This is a genomic window from Fructobacillus tropaeoli (genome assembly GCF_001047135.2).
In the GTDB taxonomy this organism is placed as follows: domain Bacteria; phylum Bacillota; class Bacilli; order Lactobacillales; family Lactobacillaceae; genus Fructobacillus; species Fructobacillus tropaeoli.
Genome location: NZ_DF968089.1, coordinates 1 through 18,221, shown reverse-complemented (window position 1 = coordinate 18,221; position 18,221 = coordinate 1). Strand labels below are relative to the sequence as shown.

The following is an 18,221-nucleotide window of genomic DNA, read 5'->3' as shown; positions in this document are numbered from 1 at the left end:
ATTTAAGTGCGTTCTTGATCGTATAGGCATAGTTTTTATAACAGGTTTTAACAGGTTTTCATGTTAGGTTTTGTTAGGTTTTTATTGTCAAGTTTTGTCAAGTTTTTAGTAAAAATAACTGAGGTTTTCTGAGGTTTTCTGAGGTTTAGGCATAGGTTTTAATAGGTTTTTAAGGCAGGTTTTAGCAGGTTCATCAGCACAAAAATAGCCCTACTCGTTTGAGTAAGGCTTTTGTTATTGGGGATGTTTTACTCATTCCCACATACAAATAGCGGAGTTTAAAGTGTACCCATCCCCGTTACATGCTTGCTACTTTGTAACGTTGCCACTTCTGGCAATGTTTCCCCACTGTTGGGGAACGGTCTAGGTTCAACTTAGGGCGTCACGTTTCGTTACTCCCCTATGTCGGTCTAGGTTTAATCTAGGTCGTGACCTGCACCGACTACATGTAGGGACAGGTTGCCTTCCTGACCTGACTCAGTAAATCACAGTATCAGGTCTGCCACTTTTGGCAGAAAGCTGGAGTAACGTTTTGTTATGGCAGGTCAACTTTGAACACTGTAAGTCAAAATACAAGTGTGGATACATCCACGGTTGTCAAAGGGGTGTCTATTTTGGACACTCCTTTTTATTTTCGCCACTTTTGGCAAAAGCGTCAGCAAGTCACGCACTATACCATTTTAAAAGGTCTCGAAAGCCCTGATTAAAACAGTCATTTATTTTTATCAAATGCCTGTCTAATAGGCTTTTTTGGAATATACCCCCCTACCTAAAAATTTCAAAAATTGAACTTTGACACAAGGTGAAGATATGTGTGTACTCTCTTCATCAGGCGAGCAGGGGCGGGGGTATTTTTTATTTTTATTCTGTTTACTTACAATCATACTAGAGCAAATTAAAAAGCCCCCACGGGCTTTATATGGCGTATTTGTAACTAGAGTCAAATACTTAACACTAACTAACTTGCTTAATACGTTCTGGCTGTTCTATCGACTTGGCTAACCTGTTCAGCTCATTGTTGACCTCTTGTATAACGGCAGTAGGCGCTACTATGTTGTAATACTCGCCAAATGGTTTGCGGTGCTTGTAGTGGTCATGTTGCATTTGCACAATTTCAGGCGGTAGCGTGGCCACATACGGGTCAAGAGTCCGGTGTATTTCTTCCCACAAGTTACAGTTCTCTTCTGCAAAACGATTATTAAAGCCTGCCCGTTTTAATTGTTCGATGTTCTCCAACGTCCAGCCATTGCAACCGGTAAAGTATTCTCGGAGTATTTCCCTTTTGTTCATGTCATCCCCCCACAAAGACTTTTAAGACAATTATACAGGACGGCATGACGCCCTAAAACAGGGCCCCAGCGTACTTTTAGGGCAATTATACAGGAAGACCTGACGCACTGATTTGGTGCACCAGCGTGTTTGAAACCACGGAGGTCTGTAGGTACGTGGATGTACCCACACGGCAAATATAACAGGCGTACCTCAAAGTACGGTTGTTAGTTGTCCACTACTGGACAATATACCGATACTGCTCGAAGACGTTTTTTCGTTGAGTTATGGCAATATAAAAATATCCGCTACTTTTCCGCTACAGTTTTAATCCTTGTTGTTGTTCATTGCCTGCGGTACTGATTCGGTACTTTAGCGCTTTAATAACAATTTATTCGCTATTACCCGTCTTTTTCCGCTACTTTTCGCCTATTCTGGCATATTTAGGCAAAATAAAAACGGCTATAAAAGCCGTTACATTGCTGGGGTGCAACCTTTATTTTATCCGCTACTTTTTCCGCTACTTTTGTTTATTGTCAGTGACGTTCAGTGACGGTCAAAAAATCAAAATAGCTTAAGACTGGGATTTTTGACGCCTCTTGACGTCTCCTGATTCCCTAAATAGCCCCAGAGGGAGTCGAACCCTCGATTCCGCGCTGAGAACGCGACGTCTTAACCACTTGACCATGGGGCCATGGTCAACAATACTTAAATAGTTTACTAGATTATTGGCCACTAGTCAATTAGTTTTTTCGCTCTTTCTAATTAAGTCCACTATTAAAACTGCTAACAGAAAGAATAATCATTCCTTCTAATTGTTTATAAGTCTATCCAGCATATCAACCCACACCCATTCTAACCATCTTCAACTCTCGCCTTCATCAGATTCGAACCCCGAGGCAAACTGTGAGATAATGAGGATATTCGAGCAAATGCTGAATTCTGATTTTTTGCACTAACTAATTAACGTCTGCCCCCAACCCGAAGCAACGGCCGAGCACTCTTAGTTAACGCAAACGATTAAACCCTCTTCATTCATTTTGCTCATGTACGTTAGGAGCTTTATCATGATTACTCTTTCCCACCTATCAAAAGCATTCGGCGGCCACCAAGCTGTTTCCGACCTCTCCTTTACCCTCCAACCAGGTGAAGTTCTCGGACTAATCGGGCAAAACGGTGCCGGTAAAACCACGACTTTTCGGATGATTTTAAACTTTATCCAGGCAGACGACGGCACCATTTCCTGGGATAACCACCCAATCGACGATCATTTGCGTCGGAAAATCGGCTTCTTACCCGAAGAACGCGGTCTCTATCAAAAGCAAACGGTTGAAGAACAGGTCGTCTACCTGGCCCAACTTCACGGCATGGAGAAGAAGGCTGCTAAGGCCGCCCTCAAAGACTGGATGGACCGATTACAAGTCGTCGGCGAACCAGGTGACTTAGTCCAATCTCTGTCAAAAGGGAATGCCCAGAAAGTTCAAATGATTATGGCGCTGATTTTCGAGCCTGAATTTATCATCCTCGACGAACCCTTCTCAGGTTTAGATCCCGTCAATGCCGCCATTTTTATGGACGAAATTAAGCGTCTAAAAGCCCGCGGTGCCATGATTATTTTTTCATCGCACAATATGGACAACGTCAGCCAAATCTCGGATCAATTGCTGATGCTCAAAAAAGGTCGAACCGTCCTTCAGGGTCCCGTTCAGGCCATTCGTGAGTCTTTTGGTCGGACCCGCCTCTATGTTGAAACCCCTCATTTGACGAAATCAGACTACCTGGCGATGGCCGGGGTCATTCACGCTGAACCAAAGGACGGTGGCTATATGCTGACACTTGCCTATGAAGCAGCCGGACGACAAATTTTTGAGGCGGTAACTCGAAACGGCTACATCCCCGCCTTCTCACAACAGCCACCAACCCTGGCCGAAATCTTTAAAACGGAGGTCAGCACCAATGACTAATCCAACACTCCTAGTTGCCAAGCATACCTACCTTACCCGCCTGAAGAAAAAGTCCTTCTGGTGGTTAATCATTTCACCGATTCTTTTAATTGCCGCAGCCGGTCTCCTGGGTTATGGTATTAGTTACTTTTCAAACGACCAACCAGCCAAGGTAGCCATCATTGGTCCCAGTACCAGCCGTGAAGCCATTAGCCAATCGGCCAACAAGATGAACATCAAGGTCTCATCAATCACCGATGAACAATCCGCCCAATCGGCCTTGAAAAAGCAGACAATCGATGGCATCTTGACCCTAAATGATGGTCAAGGCACATTAGTCACCCAGCAAAAAGCCCCAAAAATTGATAAGGATCAATTACAAGCGGTCCTCAGTAAACTTTTCTTGACCACTCAGGCTGAGAATTACGGGCTAACTGCAAGACAAACCGCAGCACTGATGACGCCCTTTAGCCTCAAGACAACGATCCAAAACCAATCAAGCCAACAGGATGCCGATAATAACCAAGCTGCAAAGGCGGTCATTTCAGTTGCTGTCACCATTATCGTCTTACTAATTGTTTCCACCTATGCTTCCCTAATCGGTAATGAAATTGCCAATGAGAAGTCATCACGAATTATGGAAACCCTGTTAGCGGCTTCATCAGCCCAGGCGCAATACTTTGGCAAGCTCCTTGGTATCACCGGCCTCTTGGTCACCCAGCTCCTTTCCTATGTCGTCCTAGGGGTAGGAGCCAACCTCTTCGGTCAACAAATTACGATGGTTAAGCAGGCGCTTTCCTACCTAACCGCCTTGACCCCAGCCTTTTTGACTTATACGTTTGTCTTCATCATCGTAGCCACTGGCCTTTACCTGATTTTGGCAGCGATTGCGGCTTCATTAGTGAACGATACTTCACAGGTTTCCCAAGCAATGGTCCCTGTGACCACCCTGGCCATGATTCCCTATGTTGTTGGACTGGCATCCGCTTCAAACGGTGGCAATAACGTCGTCGTCCGGATTTTTGCTTACATCCCCTTCATGTCGCAATCAACGATGCCCAGCCTCCTCGCCAACCAATACGTTAACTGGTGGCAGGCTCTTCTATCACTGACCATTTCACTGATTGCCCTCGTGGCACTTGCTCAATACGGCCAAAAGCTCTACGCTAAGAACGTTTTGTCCTACTCAGATGAAAACATCTTAAAGCAGCTCTTAGCCTCCTTCAAACGCTCTTAAGCGGTCAAATCAGCTTCGCCATCGAGCATCCAACAGCACACACAAAAAGCGACCCAAGCAATCAAATTGATTACTTCGAGTCGCTTTTAATTTGCCGTCAGACCGGAGTCAAACGATATTAGTCTTGTTACTTAAACCAAGCGTTAACTTGTGACTTATGCGAGCTAATCCAATCATCGGCAGCCTTTGTAGGCGTCTTACCGTTTTGAATATCAAGCATCACTGTCTGCATATCATTTTGAGTCCAGTGGAACTTCTTCATGACCTTGTAGACATCGGGGTTCGTCTGCTTCAAGTTCTTACGAACAACAGTATTAATTGATTCTTGTGATCCCATCGTTCCCTTTGGATCAGCCAAGTACTTCAACTTATACTTGTTGAACATCCAATGTGGTGACCAACCAGTCAAGATAATTGGTTGCTTAGCCTTGTAAGCCTTATCCAATGCTGAAACCATTGCACCAGATGATGATGCCTGCAAATTCCAACCAGAAAGGTTACCGTAAGAATCAATCGTCTTTTGTGCAGCAGCCATAACACCGGCACCAGGCTCAATACCAGTAATGGTCTTGTTGGCCTGATTTGTCAAATCAGCAATCGAGTTAACATTCATGTAGTCTGGAACAACCAAGCCTAACTTAACACCCTTCAAGTTAGGGCCAAGCAAGTCAACATCGTTCTTATACTTAGCGTACAAGGCCTTGTGAGTATTTGGTAACCAAGCCGAAACAGTTGCATCGGTTTGCTTGTTAGCAACTGATTGCCAGTTCACGGCGTTATCAAGTGGCGTAATCGTCACATCATAGCCGTGCTGACGCATTGCTTCAGCCAAGACGTTCGTTGAGGCAACTTCAGAATCCCATTCAACATAACCAATGTTGACTTTCTTTCCTGAAGCTTGATGAGCAGTGATGCTGCCGGCAATACCGGAGATAGCAATCACGGCCAACATTGCCCAAGTAGCCAACTTACGCCACTTTGGCAACTTTGGTGCGGAAACGGGTTCCGTGTTCATTCGTTGAACAAAGCGGTCGATGATGATGGCCAAGATAACCAAGGCAATTCCATTAACGAATCCTGATCCAACGTCAGCGTGTTGGACGGCTGATAAGACGCCACGACCAAGTCCTGGCGCACCAATCATCGAAGCCGTCACAACCATTGACAGTGCCAACATAATGGTTTGCTTAGCACCGGCAATAATGGTGTTCTTCGCATTTGGCAATTCCAACTTGAACAACTTTTGCCAAGTCGTTGCTCCAAATGAGTCAGCGGCTTCAACCAAATCAGTTGGCACCTGTTGCAAACCAAGATAAGTAAAGTTAACAACTGGTGGCAAGGCGAAGATGACGGAGGCAAAGGCCCCTGGCACAACACCGATACCAAAGAAGGCAACGGCCGGAATCAAATAAACAAAGGCGGGCATGGTCTGCATAAAGTCCAAGATGGGCTTAATGACCATGTAGGCCTTCGGCGACTTAGCCGTCCAAATCCCCAATGGAATTCCAATAACCAGAGAGACAACCGAGGCCATCAAAACCAGTGTCAGCGTCTGCATCAAATCAGACCACAATCCTTGGTTGGCAATCAAGGCTAACCCAATCAAGATAAAGAGTGGCTGACCGTACTTCTTAGGCGTTAACAGCAATGAAATCAACGCCAAAGCGATAATAAAAATTGGCATTGGAATGGCTGTTAAAAAGTTCGTAATGCCATCCATCGTAGTGGAACCACTATTTTGAATGGCCGTAAAGAATCCAGAAAGATTCTTTGTTAACCAGTTAACCCCATCGGTTACCCAGGAGTCGATTGGGAGTTTGGCAACTGATAATAAATTAATCATTATTGTCTCCTTCCGTTTGGGCTAACGCTTCAATCACGGCACCACGAATGATAATGCCGTGAAGCTTCTGATTTTCATCGACAACGGCCACTGGTGTGTGGGCGTCATAAATGATTGGCATAATGTCTGAAACAACCGTATCAGGCGTTACCGTTGGCATTTCTGTGATAACATCACGCAAAGTCAACTTTTCGCGACGAGCGTTCACGGCCGCATCAGATGTCACGTACCCGACAAACTTACGGTTACCATCCACGGCAACCAAACCAGAAACTTCTTCTTCTGACATCCGGTGCAAGGCAACGTTCGGCCCATCGGTATCAGCGTTGACCGTCAAACCAGGAATCATGATGGATTCCGCATTCAAAACCTTTGAACGATCAACATCTTCAACGAAGTTTTCAACATAATCGTTGGCTGGATTAGTCAGAATTTCTTCTCCAGTACCGATTTGTTGTAACTGACCATCCTTCATGATGGCAATCCGGTCACCCAAACGCAAAGCTTCGTTCAGGTCGTGGGTGATGAAGATAATCGTTTTCTTCACATTAGCCTGCAAATCCAAGAGTTCGTCTTGCATTTCGTGTCGAACCAATGGATCCAAGGCAGAAAAGGCTTCATCCATTAAGAGAATGTCAGGGTCATTCGTTAATGCCCGTGACAAACCCACTCGCTGTTGCATCCCCCCAGAAAGCTGTGAAGGATACTGGTCCTTAAAGGACAAAAGTTTCGAATTTTCCAAGGCCTTTTCGGCACGCTCGCGCCGTTCTGCTGCTGGCACACCTTGGATTTCCAAACCAAATTCTGTGTTTTCCAGAATGGTCCGGTGTGGGAATAAGGCGAAATTCTGGAAGACCATCGACATTTTCTTGCGACGAATATCAAGCATTTCCTTCTTATTGTAATGGGTAATGTTTTTCCCATCCAAAAAGATTTCCCCACTGGTTGGTTCAATCAGGCGGTTTAACAAACGAATTAACGTTGACTTTCCCGAACCTGACAACCCCATGATGACGAAGATTTCGCCCTCATTTACATCAAGGTTAATGTCGTAAACACCAACCGTTGAGCCAGTCTTTTCAAAGATTTCGTTCTTAGATTTATTTTCTTCAACCATCTTCAAAGCGGCCTTTTGGCGCTTTCCAAAGATTTTGGTTAAATGCTTAATCTGAACTTTTGGCATAAACCCTCCTATGAGTTGACTATCCTGCTCATTTAAAATAAACTAAATAAGTGACCACCGTCGTGGATTTTAGCGGTGGTCAATAGTGACCACTCTACTATCATACACTAGTGGTCACTTTTGTCAAATTAGAATATTTATTCACTAATTTTTTTCAAAGGACGCCGGTTATGCCGAAAGTTAAAGAACCTCGTTATCACCAAATCGCTCAGGAAATCGCTGAGCACATCGTTAATAAACAATTCCTCGTTGGCGAAAAGCTCCATGCTCGGTCAACCTTGGCCGCAACCTTTGGCGTTTCCGCTGAAACCGCCCGCAAGGCGATTTCAGTGCTAGCCGATCTCGATATCGTGAAGCCCGTCCATGGCTCTGGCGTCGAAGTCCTCTCTCGGGAAAAGGCTCGTGAATTTCTTGATCAAGCAAAAGAAAGTCGCGACTTACAAACCACCCACAGCGAAATTAAAAGCCTAATTGCCAAGCAAAAAGAGGACTTAGCTAATTTAGACGAGGCCTTCTCACTCCTATTGGATCAAACCCAACGAGTGCGCAAAAATAATCCCATGTCGCCTTACGAATTTATTCCCGAGGCCGACTCACCGATGCTCAACCAATCAATCGGTTCTTTGAACATTTGGCAAAATACCGGAGCAACGATTATCGCCATTCTCCACGAAGACGAGATTATCTTGTCACCCGGCCCCTATGCCAATATCATGCCCGGTGATACGATTTATTTCGTTGGCTCCGATAAAACGGTTGAAGCCATTCATCAATTCTTTGCTGTCTAATAAAGCATTCTCTGTAAAAATCAGCGATTAACGATTGAATAACAGCGCACCACTTAGTCAATTAGACAAAAAAACTAGAAACCCATTCGCCTTCATGCGCGAATTTGGTTTCTAGTTTTTATTTTGTCTTACTTTAAGCGGTCGTGGTAGACCTTGCTTTGTTCTTCATAGCCTGGCTTATCCAAGAGGGCAAACATGGCCGTCTTATAGGCTTCAACACCTGGTTGGTTGAATGGGTTGATGTTAAAGAGATAACCTGAAACACCAACAGCTAATTCAAAGAAGTAAATCAATTCACCCAAACCGGCTTCATCTTGACGGTCCAAGTGAACGGCCAAGTTTGGCACACCGCCATCGACGTGAGCCAAGACAACGCCGGTAGCAGCTGTCTTATTGACTTCTTCCAATGACTTTCCTTCCAAGTAGAGCAAACCATCCTCGTTATCACCGGTCTTTGGAATTGGCAAATCATGCTTTGAATGGTCAATGCGGACAACCGTCTCAAAGAGGTCACGACGACCTTCTTGGATATACTGACCAAGAGAATGCAAATCAGTTGAATAGTTTGCCGAAGAAGGATAGATACCCTTCTGGTTCTTTCCTTCTGATTCACCCATCAACTGCTTCCACCACTCTGACAAGTACTGCAAAGATGGTTCCCAGTTAGCCAAAATTTCAGTTGTGTAGCCCTTATCATAGAGAATCCGGCGGTAAGCCGCATAAGCTAAGGCTGGGTTTTCATGGACATCATCACTGCTATAGGTCTTCTCAGCTTCCGCTGCACCGGCCAAAACATTTTCAATATTGATTCCGGCAACGGCCATTGGCAACAAACCAACAGCTGACAAAACGGAGAACCGGCCACCAATACCATCAGGAATAACCAATGTTTGGTATCCTTCAGCGGTTGCCTCATTCTTCAAGGCACCCTTCTTGGCATCAGTCGTCGCAACGATACGCTCCTTAGCGCCCTCTTCACCATACTTGGCAACCAAGCGTTGCTTAAGGAAACGGAAGGCAACGGCTGGTTCCGTTGTGGTTCCTGATTTTGAAATCACGTTGACGGAAAAATCTTGGTCCCCGATGACGCGGTCCAATTCATCCAAAGCCATTGGTGACATCGCATTACCGGCAAAGTAAACCTTGACCTCATCGCCCTGGACTAATTCGTTATGCCAAGGTGACCTCAAAAAGTCGATGGCCATTCGAGATCCCAAGTAAGAACCACCAATGCCAATGACTACCAAGACTTTAGAATTCTTTTTAATTGCATCTGCCGCTTGATGAATTGGTGCCAAACTAGCTTGGTCCTGGATCGATGCCCAGTGGAACCAGTCGGTAAAATCAGCCCCCGCACCGGTCTTGTTCACCAATGTCTGATGCGCAAAACGAACCTGATCCTTAATTTCATCTAATTCGTTGTCTGCAACAAAGTTCTGTAAACCGTTCGAATCAAAATGGATTGCTGCCATGAAGAATACCCCTTTCTGTCCGGAAAGTAAACGCTTTCACTGTTTTTATTATAGCACTCTTTACGGTAATGTTAACGCTGTTACTAAAAATTAGGCAAACTTTTTTTAAACTATTTCTTATCTGTTGCCGTTAAAACTTGTAAAGGAATTTCCTTATCCGTGTCAGACAGGCCTGGCAGGAAGGTTGCCTTCAATTCCGGCTTGGCATAAGTCACCACGTCGGTACTCTTTTCATCGGGACGAGACTTCAAGTCCTTCAACGACTGAATCTTTAACGACTTTTTCGGACTAGTCCAATATGTTTTGCTTGTTGCCACTTGTACGTCCACTGATTTACTTTCCCCATCAACACCAACAGTCTTGTGGTTCGTCAGTTGCTTACCGGCGGTATAGGTATGGGCTTTCTTCTTGGCCAAAACTTGGTTGACCATGTCGATTGTCGTTTGGAAGCGTTGCTTTGTATCCGTGTAATCGGCGGCATTGTTGACGACCGTCAAGAACTCATGGCCTTGTTGGTCAACGACGTAACCGGTGAAACATGCACCAGCTTCTGGTGTTGAACCAGTCTTCAAACCAAGGATTTTCAGTCCGTTTTCGTTATCTAAACCTTTGACAATGTTGGCAAATCCTTGGCCAAAATCAGAAGTTTCCGTCACCTTGACGGTCTTGTTTTTGGTATAGGTAATCGTTGGATTAGCCGTCACCGTCTTCAAAGTCGGATCCATCGTCATAATCTTCTTGGCAATTTCTGCCACCTGCATCGCTGATGCATGGTTTGCAGCCGAATCAGATGCGGAGGTAACTTCGTTGTTGTTATAAGAGTCACCGTTTGTCAAACCAGCACCGTTATACCAGACAGTCCCCTTTAAGTTCAGGTCACTGGCCAAAGACTCGAGAGTTTGTTGGGCCGTTTGTCCGGGCTTGGTTAAGGCTGCCGTTAAAGTCAGCGCAGCATCATTGGCGGAATTAGTAAACATTGCCCAGTACAGGTCGCGCACCGAAAGCTTATCGCCCGTCTTCATATTCAAATGCGAAATAGCATCCGCATTTTGTGCCGAAAGGTCTGCACTAGCCGGCACCGTCACCTGGTCGGTCCACTTCAATTGATTGTTTTCAATGGCCTTCAAGACACCGTAAGCGACCAACATTTTACTCTCAGAGGCAATTGGTGCTTGCTTATTAGCATCCTTTTCACCCAAGACTTGGCCAGAGGTCAAGTCAATCACCACGGCCGAAGTGGCATCAACATTTAAGCTTACCGGTTGGTCCTTAGTTGCCTGAATCGATGACTTCACATCATCTGGTACCAAGAAATACAGGCCTGCGCCGACCATGGCCAACACTAGAACAAGGATGGCAATAAGGATGGCCCAAAACCGACCACGTTTCTTCTTTCGATTGGCGGCCTGTAACCGATACATTGGCTTTTCACTCATAACTCTATTCTTCTTTCACTTGTTTCAGCGGGAGGGTCATGACGAATGCCGTGGCCGTCTCATCTGATTCGACTTTTACGTGACCGTTGTGCTGGTCAATAATGCCCTTCACGATAGCAAGGCCTAAGCCCGTACCACCAGTCTTGTTGTTACGCGATTCTTCCACTCGGTAAAAACGCTCAAAAATATGGTTGGCCGAACTAGCAGGTATAGCAGGACCATCATTAATCACCCTGATTTCTACCAATCCATTCTCCTTGACCTGGCCAGTTAATTTAATAAAGCTAGCACCTTGACCATATTTTAATGCGTTTTCCACTAAGTTAATCAAAACCCGGGCTAATTTGTCCGAGTCACCTGCCATCACAATCACACGTGGGTCTAAATTAGTAGCAAAGCGCAGATGGCGATTTTCCGCCTCCATGGCATAGTTCGCTAGGACTTGATCAAAAAGGTCGCCCAGCGAGAAATCAGTAATATTCAAGCTCACCTGCGTTGTTTGTAACTTGGCAAACTCAAAGAGGTCTTCAACCAGTGTCTTCATCTGGTTGGACTTATGATAGGCCGTCTTTAAATACTTAGCCTGGTCTTCTTCTGATAAGGGCGAATTGGGCGTGACCACTAAGCCCAGGTAACCAATAATGGCCGTTAGTGGCGTCCGTAAGTCATGAGAGATGTTGGTCATCATCTCATCCTTCGACTTTTCAACGGCTAACTGCTCTTCATGAGCCAAATTGAACTCGGCGACCACACGGTCAACTAAGGCCGTTAACTGCCGTGCTTGATTGCTATAAGTCGGTAACTGCCGCTTTTCCTGGTTTTCAGGCAAGTCCGACTCATCATTGCCATCCGTTTTGTAATCAAGGTCAGGATGGTTGGCAAGGGTGTAGAGTCGTTTCGTCAGGTTTAGCAATAACAACCGTTCTCGACTACGCCGCCACAGAGGAACCAACCAAATAATCAATAGCAGTAGCCAAACAATGTAAAAAAAAGGCCAGCTTTCCCGAGCTGACCAATTCATTTTGTCTTTTAAGAGGTCAAAGGCCAATGCCCAGGCAAGGCCAAACGAGGTCAAGGTGGCCAAAAGTAAGGACAAAACGGTTTGCGCCAAAATTGTACTTTTTTTGACCATGATTAGCTCACTTCAATCTTGTAACCAACACCCCAGACAGTCTGGATAACCTGGTCACCATGTGTTGCTTCTTCTAATTTATCACGCAAATGGGAAACATGGACCATAACCGTCTTAGCAGAAACAACAGATTCCTGTTGCCAGACGCGCTCGAAGATATCATCCGCAGAGAAAACGCGGTTTGGATGGGAGGCCAACAGGTATAAAATTCCAAATTCTAAGGCCGTCAAATTAACCAAATCGCCACTGGTTGTTTTCACCTCGTGGGAATCCTTGTTAATCACCAAAGAGGCTACCGACAGCACATCCGGCTTTTGCTCCTGGACCATGTTTTGGGACCGCCGCAAAAGTGACCGAATTCGAGCCATCACTTCCAAAGGATTAAAGGGTTTTGTGACGTAGTCGTCGGCACCGGAAATCAGTCCCTGAATCTTGTCCATATCAGAAGACTTAGCCGAGAGCATCAAAATTGGAATATGTGTGTCCTTGCGAACAGCCTTTAACACCTCTAAACCAGACATATTGGGCATCATAATGTCCAATACCATTAAAGCCACATCCGGGTTAGTATTTAACTTCGAGAGGGCTTCTTTCCCATCTTGTGCAATCACGGGTTCGTAGCCTTCGTTTTTCAAGTAAATTTCTAATAATTCAGCGATTTCTTGATCGTCGTCGACAACTAAGATTTTCATCCCTTACTCCTTTTGATTTGCCTCATCTACCCGTGCTTGCTGAGACAACTTTGAGATGGCCAAAATACCACCGTGTTCCAATCCAGCATGCTTTCGATTCAACAGGTATGCTAACCAAGCCAAAGCCAAAACCAATACATTACCAAAGAGCGGCAAGATTGGGTTAACTACTGTCGGAATAAACATGAAGGCCGTAAAGCCGGCAACCCAAAGGATGGCAACAACAATCAGCAACAACCAAGTTGGCATCTTCTTCTTAGGGTTCTTATCCTTTGGATTAGGCACCAAGCGTTGCATTGCGAAGGTATAGATAGCACCACCCCAGAATGACAACAAGAGCATTGAGACAACGCCAATTCCTTGGCTTTCACTTGAACTCTTGCCAAAACTCATCGTAACGGCAAAAAAACCAGACAAGAACATCACCAAGACCAAGGCCGTATCAGTGGCTAGGAATGTAAAAGAGTAATCGTGGAACTTCTTAGCTAAACGACGAGGATTCAAATACTGCTGCAAAAGTTGGGCCGGTGACCCATACATTTGTGCAGCCGTTTTCCCTGCCTTTTGACCAGTGTAAAGCTTTTCAGAAACCGTTTGCACGATTTCTTCCTTGCGTTCATCAGTTAGCTTGTCAGTTTCCGACAAGCCCTTCTTAAATCGAAAAATAAAGTCTTGGTTCTTCTTGCTTAATTGGGGATCTACTTGAGTCATCTTACTGTCTTTCGTCCTTTAAATTTATTATACGTTGAAACGGAATTCGATAATATCGCCGTCCTGAACGTCGTAATCTTTTCCTTCTGATCGTAACTTACCAGCTTCTTTAACCGCCTTAACAGAGCCGTATTCGTCCAAATCAGCAAAGGCAATCGTTTCTGCCCGGATAAACCCACGTTCAAAATCAGAATGGATAACACCGGCAGCCTGAGGTGCCTTGTAGCCAGCCTTAAAGGTCCATGCACGCGTTTCTTTGCCACCAGCGGTAAAGAATGTTCGCAAGTCTAATAAGTGGTAAGCAGAGCGAATCAGCTTATTCAAACCAGGTTCCTGAACACCAGCCAATTCCAAATAATCGGCCTTTTCGTCATCATCTAGCTGGGCAATTTCTTCTTCGGCATTTGCTGACAAAGCAATTACTTCTGCTTTTTCAGAATCAGCAAAATCCTTAATCTTTTGGTAGTAAGGTGAGTTGGTTGGGTCCGCCATATCGTCTTCTGCGATATTGGCAACATAAAGCGTTGGCTTTGATGTCAACAAGAACAAGCCCTTCACGACCTTGTCTTCTTCATCTGAGAAGTCAATCGTCCGGACAGCCTTACCAGCTTCCAAAACAGGCTTAATCTTTTCCAATACAGCAGCTTCTGCCTTGGCAGCCTTGTCAGATCCCTTGGCAGCCCGAGCAACCTTAGCATAGCGCTTATCGACCGCTTCCAAATCAGCTAAGACCAATTCGGTATTAATGGTATCGATATCATCAAGTGGATCCACTTTACCATTAACGTGAATGATTTCATCGTCATCAAAGGCACGAACAACGTGAACGATGGCGTTCACTTGGCGGATGTTTTCCAAGAACTTGTTTCCAAGTCCTTCACCCTTAGAAGCACCCTTTACGATACCGGCGATGTCGGTAAATTCAAATGTTGTTGGAATAATCTTATCAGCTGGTTCAATTTCTTGAATCCGAGCTAAGCGATCATCTGGTACTTCAACAATCCCAACGTTTGGTTCGATGGTGGCAAATGGATAGTTTGCCATTTCCGCACCAGCCTTTGTGATTGCATTAAAAAGTGTTGACTTACCAACGTTAGGTAGTCCAACGATTCCAGCTGTTAAAGCCATGTCTGTTTATCCTTTCGTCTTGGACCGTAAAGATTAATCTTCTTCGGCCTTTTTTAAGACTTTTTTCAAGCGTTTTTCAAAGTTAAACCGGGTCAACATAATTGTCCGGTTACAGTTCGAACAGGTAATTTTAATATCGGCCCCAAGGCGGTTCACCACCCAAGCGTTGGTCCCGCAAGCATGGGGCTTCTTCATTTCAACTAGGTCGCCTAGACCATATTCAATTGATTGCGCCATCTTAGTCTACCTCAATTGACAAAATACTTAAGATTCGAGCCAGGTCTTGTTCTGAAAGGTAGGCGATTTCAATCTTTCCAGCACCCTTTGAACCAGTATTGACCTTAACCTTTGTTCCAAATTTATCTTCTAACCGATTTGCTAAATCCTTAGCAAATGGTGATTCAGCCTTTTTAGCAGGCTTCTGGTCACCGGCGTTGACCTTCTTGACCAGTGCTTCGACCTGACGAACATTCAACTGTTCTTTCAAAATTGTTTGAACAACCGCATTCATCTGGCCTTCTTTTTCTAAGCCAAGTAAGGCACGGGCTTGCCCCATTGAGAGTTCACCAGCTTGAACCAGGTCTTGCACCTGATTTGGTAACTTTAACAACCGCAAAGCGTTGGCAATCGTGGTCCGTTCTTTACCTAATTTTTCGGCCAGTTGAGTTTGGTTTAAATCCAGCTGGGCCATCAAGTTCGCATAAGCACGTGATTCTTCAATCGGGTCCAAGTTATCGCGTTGCAAGTTTTCAATCAACGCCAACGTCGCCATCGTGTCATCATTGGTTGCCCGAACAATCGCAGTAATTTCCTTCACCGGCAACGTCTTCGTTGCGCGGAAACGACGTTCACCAGCAATGATTTGATACTTAGCACCACTTTGACGGACAATAATCGGCGTCAACAAGCCATTTTCTTTAATCGACTGAGCCAGCTCTTTTATTGATTCTTCATCAAAGTGCAACCGTGGTTGAAACGGATTGGCTTCAATTTGGTCTAAGGGAATCGAAACTACTTTTTCCCCCGCCTCCGGGTTGCGGCTAATTGTTTTGGAATGGGCCAAAGCTTCCTTTGAAATACCATTAGATCCAAAGAGCGAATCCATGTTTTTACCCAAGCCACCTTTTTTATTAACCATATTGCGCCATGACCTCCTTCGCAAATTCGGTATACACCCGCGCACCAAGTGACTTTGGATCAAAATCAATAATCGCCTGGCCGTATGAAGGTGCTTCCGATAACCGAACTGTCCGTGGAATGACTGTATGGTAAACCCGGTCTTCAAAGTATGTTCGTACTTGTTCAGAAACCTGCTTTGCTAAATTAGTTCGGGTATCAAACATTGTCAATAAAATACCGGCCATTTCCAAATCAGGATTCAGACCTTGGCGGACAAGTTCAATCGTATTGAGCAATTGTCCCAACCCTTCCAAAGCGTAAAATTCGGTTTGAACAGGGATCAAAACCGCATCTGCTGCCGTGAAAGAATTAATTGTTAAAAGCCCTAATGAAGGCGGATTATCAATCAAAATATAGTCATATTGGTCGGCCAGCGGTGCAAGTGCATCCTTTAAACGAAATTCTCGTCGAGGAAGATCAACTAATTGCACTTCACTTTCTGACAACTGAATCGTCGTCGGTAAAATGTCCAGGGTATCCGCTTTGACAATAGCATCCTTAGCAGCAACTCCGTTAATCAAAACTTCATAAGCATCATTTTCTAATTCTGATTTGTCAACACCAACACCAGAGGTTGCATTCCCCTGTGGATCGGCATCAACTAACAAAACCTTCTTACCAGCCTTCGCCAAGGCAGCACCCAGGTTAATACTTGTCGTTGTCTTGCCAACCCCACCCTTTTGGTTGGCTAAAGCAATAATCTTTGCCATCTGCTGGCTCCTTTTTCTTTTATAATGGCTTTTTGCTAGGTGTACCCGCTTGTCTTGGATACTTCTTTGGTGTCTGTTGTACCTTATCGATAATCTGAATCATTCGTGGATCCTGATTTGGTAGAGTGAAAGTAAAGCTTTCCTTTAATTGGCCACCAAGTGTCTGTAAAGCTTTTTTTCCGGCCTTTAGTTCATCTTCGCCAGCAGAACCCTTCATCACTAGAAGTTGTCCACCAAGTTTCACAAACGGTAATGTGTACTCAGCTAAAACCGCAGTTCGCGCTACTGCTCGAGCCGTCGCGTAATCAAAGCTTTCACGCATTTTTTGATCTTGGCCAAAATCTTCGGCACGACCATGCAAAACCGTCACGTTTTCTAAACCAAGGTCTGCAACAACCGTTTTCAAAAAATTCACTCGCTTGTTCAAGGAATCAACCAGTGTTACCTTTAAGTTTGGTAAAGCAATTTTTAAAGGGATTGCCGGGAAGCCAGCACCAGAACCAATATCAATCAAAGTTGGTTCTGCAACCTTTAATGCTGGTTGGTAAAAAGCCAAGGTCAACGAATCATAAAAGTGCTTTAAATAAACCTCATCATGATCTGTAATGGCCGTTAAATTGAATTCCTTATTCGTCTCAACCAACAAAGAAAAGTAACGGTCAAACTGATCAATTTGCTGGTCTGATAGTGTCAAGCCAGCTTCTTTTAGGCTCTTTACAAATGCTTCTTGGTCCAAAATCATCCTCCAAACCAGGTCCTATTCCACCTAGTTTACTCTTAACAAGAATACCTAAAAAACGGGGAAAATTCAAGGTTTCACCCGCTTTATGTCCAAAGAAAAAACCTGGACAAAAGTCCAGGTTTTTCGTTATGCCCTCGGTGGGAGTCGAACCCACACGGTGTTGCCACCACTGGATTTTGAGTCCAGCGCGTCTGCCAATTCCGCCACAAGGGCAATATAAAGTATAAATACTTTATTAGGGCGGTAGAAGGGGATCGAACCCTCGCATGCTGGATCCACAAACCAGTGTGTTAACCACTTCACCACTACCGCCATGGCAGGGATAGAGGGAATCGAACCCCCATCAACGGTTTTGGAGACCGCTATTCTACCATTAAACTATATCCCTAAGGTATTAACAATCAGCTATCGCCGAAATAACATGATGAGGACTTGCACCCCACAAGGTTACTCTAACTCATGTTTGAAAACAAAAAAGAGGGCGTAGCTTAATGGACGATACAGGGATCGAACCTGTGACCCCCTGCTTGTAAGGCAGGTGCTCTCCCAGCTGAGCTAATCGTCCAAAATGGAGAGAAAGGGATTCGAACCCTCGAAGCAGCTTTCACCGCTTACACGGTTTCCAACCGTGCTCCTTAAGCCTGACTCGGACACCTCTCCGGAAAACTCTCTTTTGTTTTCAATATAATATGTACGGCATCGCGTCGTCCTATCCTCGCAGCCAGCGTTCCGGCAACTACTTTCGGCGCTATAGAG

Annotated in this window: 16 protein-coding genes and 6 tRNA genes; 3 read left to right on the top strand and 19 right to left on the bottom strand. The window is 44.9% G+C overall.

Going from position 1 to position 18,221, the window contains the following annotated elements; translation table 11 throughout:
- Positions 1 to 954 precede the first annotated feature (954 nt).
- Together AOQ32_RS07355 and AOQ32_RS07350 are read right to left on the bottom strand one after the other, a co-directional pair.
- A complete protein-coding gene (locus AOQ32_RS07355; RefSeq protein ID WP_059394253.1) occupies positions 955 to 1,290 on the bottom strand; it encodes a hypothetical protein in 336 nt (111 codons plus the stop codon).
- A 601-nt stretch (positions 1,291 to 1,891) separates the two neighbouring features.
- A tRNA-Glu gene (locus AOQ32_RS07350) sits at positions 1,892 to 1,963 on the bottom strand.
- 373 nt (positions 1,964 to 2,336) lie between these two features.
- On the opposite strand from AOQ32_RS07350, the gene AOQ32_RS07345 reads away from it, so the two are divergent.
- Both AOQ32_RS07345 and AOQ32_RS07340 read left to right on the top strand, forming a co-directional pair.
- Positions 2,337 to 3,233, top strand: a complete 897-nt coding sequence (locus AOQ32_RS07345) for an ABC transporter ATP-binding protein (RefSeq protein WP_059394252.1) — start codon at positions 2,337 to 2,339, stop codon at positions 3,231 to 3,233.
- The gene (locus AOQ32_RS07340; protein WP_059394251.1) at positions 3,226 to 4,449 is read left to right on the top strand and encodes an ABC transporter permease; all 1,224 of its coding nucleotides are present in this window, start codon (positions 3,226 to 3,228) and stop codon (positions 4,447 to 4,449) included. The genes AOQ32_RS07345 and AOQ32_RS07340 overlap by 8 nt, the downstream gene beginning before the upstream one ends.
- Before the next feature lie 127 nt (positions 4,450 to 4,576).
- On the opposite strand, the gene AOQ32_RS07335 is transcribed toward AOQ32_RS07340, so the two are convergent.
- Complete coding sequence (locus tag AOQ32_RS07335; protein ID WP_059394250.1) at positions 4,577 to 6,292, bottom strand: ABC transporter permease/substrate binding protein; 1,716 nt, start codon at positions 6,290 to 6,292, stop codon at positions 4,577 to 4,579.
- A complete protein-coding gene (locus AOQ32_RS07330; RefSeq protein ID WP_059394249.1) occupies positions 6,285 to 7,475 on the bottom strand; it encodes a quaternary amine ABC transporter ATP-binding protein in 1,191 nt (396 codons plus the stop codon). Before AOQ32_RS07330 ends, AOQ32_RS07335 begins: the two co-directional genes overlap by 8 nt.
- Positions 7,476 to 7,645: 170 nt before the next feature.
- Here AOQ32_RS07330 and AOQ32_RS07325 point away from each other — a divergent pair, with 170 nt between their 5' ends.
- On the top strand, positions 7,646 to 8,263 hold the full coding sequence (locus AOQ32_RS07325; RefSeq protein ID WP_059394248.1) for a GntR family transcriptional regulator: 618 nt from the start codon (positions 7,646 to 7,648) through the stop codon (positions 8,261 to 8,263).
- Positions 8,264 to 8,391: 128 nt separating this feature from the next.
- Here AOQ32_RS07325 and AOQ32_RS07320 read toward each other — a convergent pair whose 3' ends face one another.
- From AOQ32_RS07320 to AOQ32_RS07250, 15 genes are all read right to left on the bottom strand, one after another.
- On the bottom strand, positions 8,392 to 9,735 hold the full coding sequence (locus AOQ32_RS07320) for a glucose-6-phosphate isomerase (RefSeq protein ID WP_059394247.1): 1,344 nt from the start codon (positions 9,733 to 9,735) through the stop codon (positions 8,392 to 8,394).
- Between the two features lie 110 nt (positions 9,736 to 9,845).
- Positions 9,846 to 11,171 (bottom strand): D-alanyl-D-alanine carboxypeptidase family protein, encoded by a 1,326-nt coding sequence (locus AOQ32_RS07315; RefSeq protein ID WP_059394246.1) that lies wholly within the window; start codon positions 11,169 to 11,171, stop codon positions 9,846 to 9,848.
- A 4-nt stretch (positions 11,172 to 11,175) separates the two neighbouring features.
- Positions 11,176 to 12,303, bottom strand: a complete 1,128-nt coding sequence (locus tag AOQ32_RS07310; protein WP_059394245.1) for a sensor histidine kinase — start codon at positions 12,301 to 12,303, stop codon at positions 11,176 to 11,178.
- A gap of 2 nt (positions 12,304 to 12,305) precedes the next feature.
- Positions 12,306 to 12,995 carry a response regulator transcription factor gene (locus AOQ32_RS07305; RefSeq protein ID WP_047975531.1) on the bottom strand — a complete coding sequence of 230 codons (690 nt, stop codon included), beginning with the start codon at positions 12,993 to 12,995 and terminating at the stop codon, positions 12,306 to 12,308.
- Between the two features lie 3 nt (positions 12,996 to 12,998).
- Positions 12,999 to 13,706 (bottom strand): DUF1129 family protein, encoded by a 708-nt coding sequence (locus AOQ32_RS07300; protein ID WP_059394244.1) that lies wholly within the window; start codon positions 13,704 to 13,706, stop codon positions 12,999 to 13,001.
- 27 nt (positions 13,707 to 13,733) lie between these two features.
- Positions 13,734 to 14,834, bottom strand: coding sequence for a redox-regulated ATPase YchF (ychF, locus tag AOQ32_RS07295; RefSeq protein WP_059394243.1), 1,101 nt, complete (start codon positions 14,832 to 14,834; stop codon positions 13,734 to 13,736).
- 33 nt (positions 14,835 to 14,867) lie between these two features.
- Positions 14,868 to 15,071 carry a DUF951 domain-containing protein gene (locus AOQ32_RS07290; protein ID WP_047975534.1) on the bottom strand — a complete coding sequence of 68 codons (204 nt, stop codon included), beginning with the start codon at positions 15,069 to 15,071 and terminating at the stop codon, positions 14,868 to 14,870.
- A 1-nt stretch (position 15,072) separates the two neighbouring features.
- Positions 15,073 to 15,972, bottom strand: coding sequence for a ParB/RepB/Spo0J family partition protein (locus tag AOQ32_RS07285; protein WP_059394242.1), 900 nt, complete (start codon positions 15,970 to 15,972; stop codon positions 15,073 to 15,075).
- A complete protein-coding gene (locus AOQ32_RS07280; RefSeq protein WP_059394241.1) occupies positions 15,965 to 16,723 on the bottom strand; it encodes a ParA family protein in 759 nt (252 codons plus the stop codon). The genes AOQ32_RS07285 and AOQ32_RS07280 overlap by 8 nt, the downstream gene beginning before the upstream one ends.
- A gap of 19 nt (positions 16,724 to 16,742) precedes the next feature.
- On the bottom strand, positions 16,743 to 17,459 hold the full coding sequence (gene rsmG, locus AOQ32_RS07275; RefSeq protein WP_114679988.1) for a 16S rRNA (guanine(527)-N(7))-methyltransferase RsmG: 717 nt from the start codon (positions 17,457 to 17,459) through the stop codon (positions 16,743 to 16,745).
- Positions 17,460 to 17,594: 135 nt separating this feature from the next.
- Positions 17,595 to 17,678 (bottom strand) — tRNA-Leu (locus AOQ32_RS07270).
- Between the two features lie 26 nt (positions 17,679 to 17,704).
- Positions 17,705 to 17,777: transfer RNA gene (locus AOQ32_RS07265), tRNA-His, on the bottom strand.
- Between the two features lie 2 nt (positions 17,778 to 17,779).
- Positions 17,780 to 17,853, bottom strand: a tRNA-Trp gene (locus AOQ32_RS07260).
- Between the two features lie 104 nt (positions 17,854 to 17,957).
- Positions 17,958 to 18,030: transfer RNA gene (locus AOQ32_RS07255), tRNA-Val, on the bottom strand.
- Positions 18,031 to 18,034: 4 nt separating this feature from the next.
- A tRNA-Ser gene (locus tag AOQ32_RS07250) sits at positions 18,035 to 18,125 on the bottom strand.
- Positions 18,126 to 18,221 lie beyond the last annotated feature (96 nt).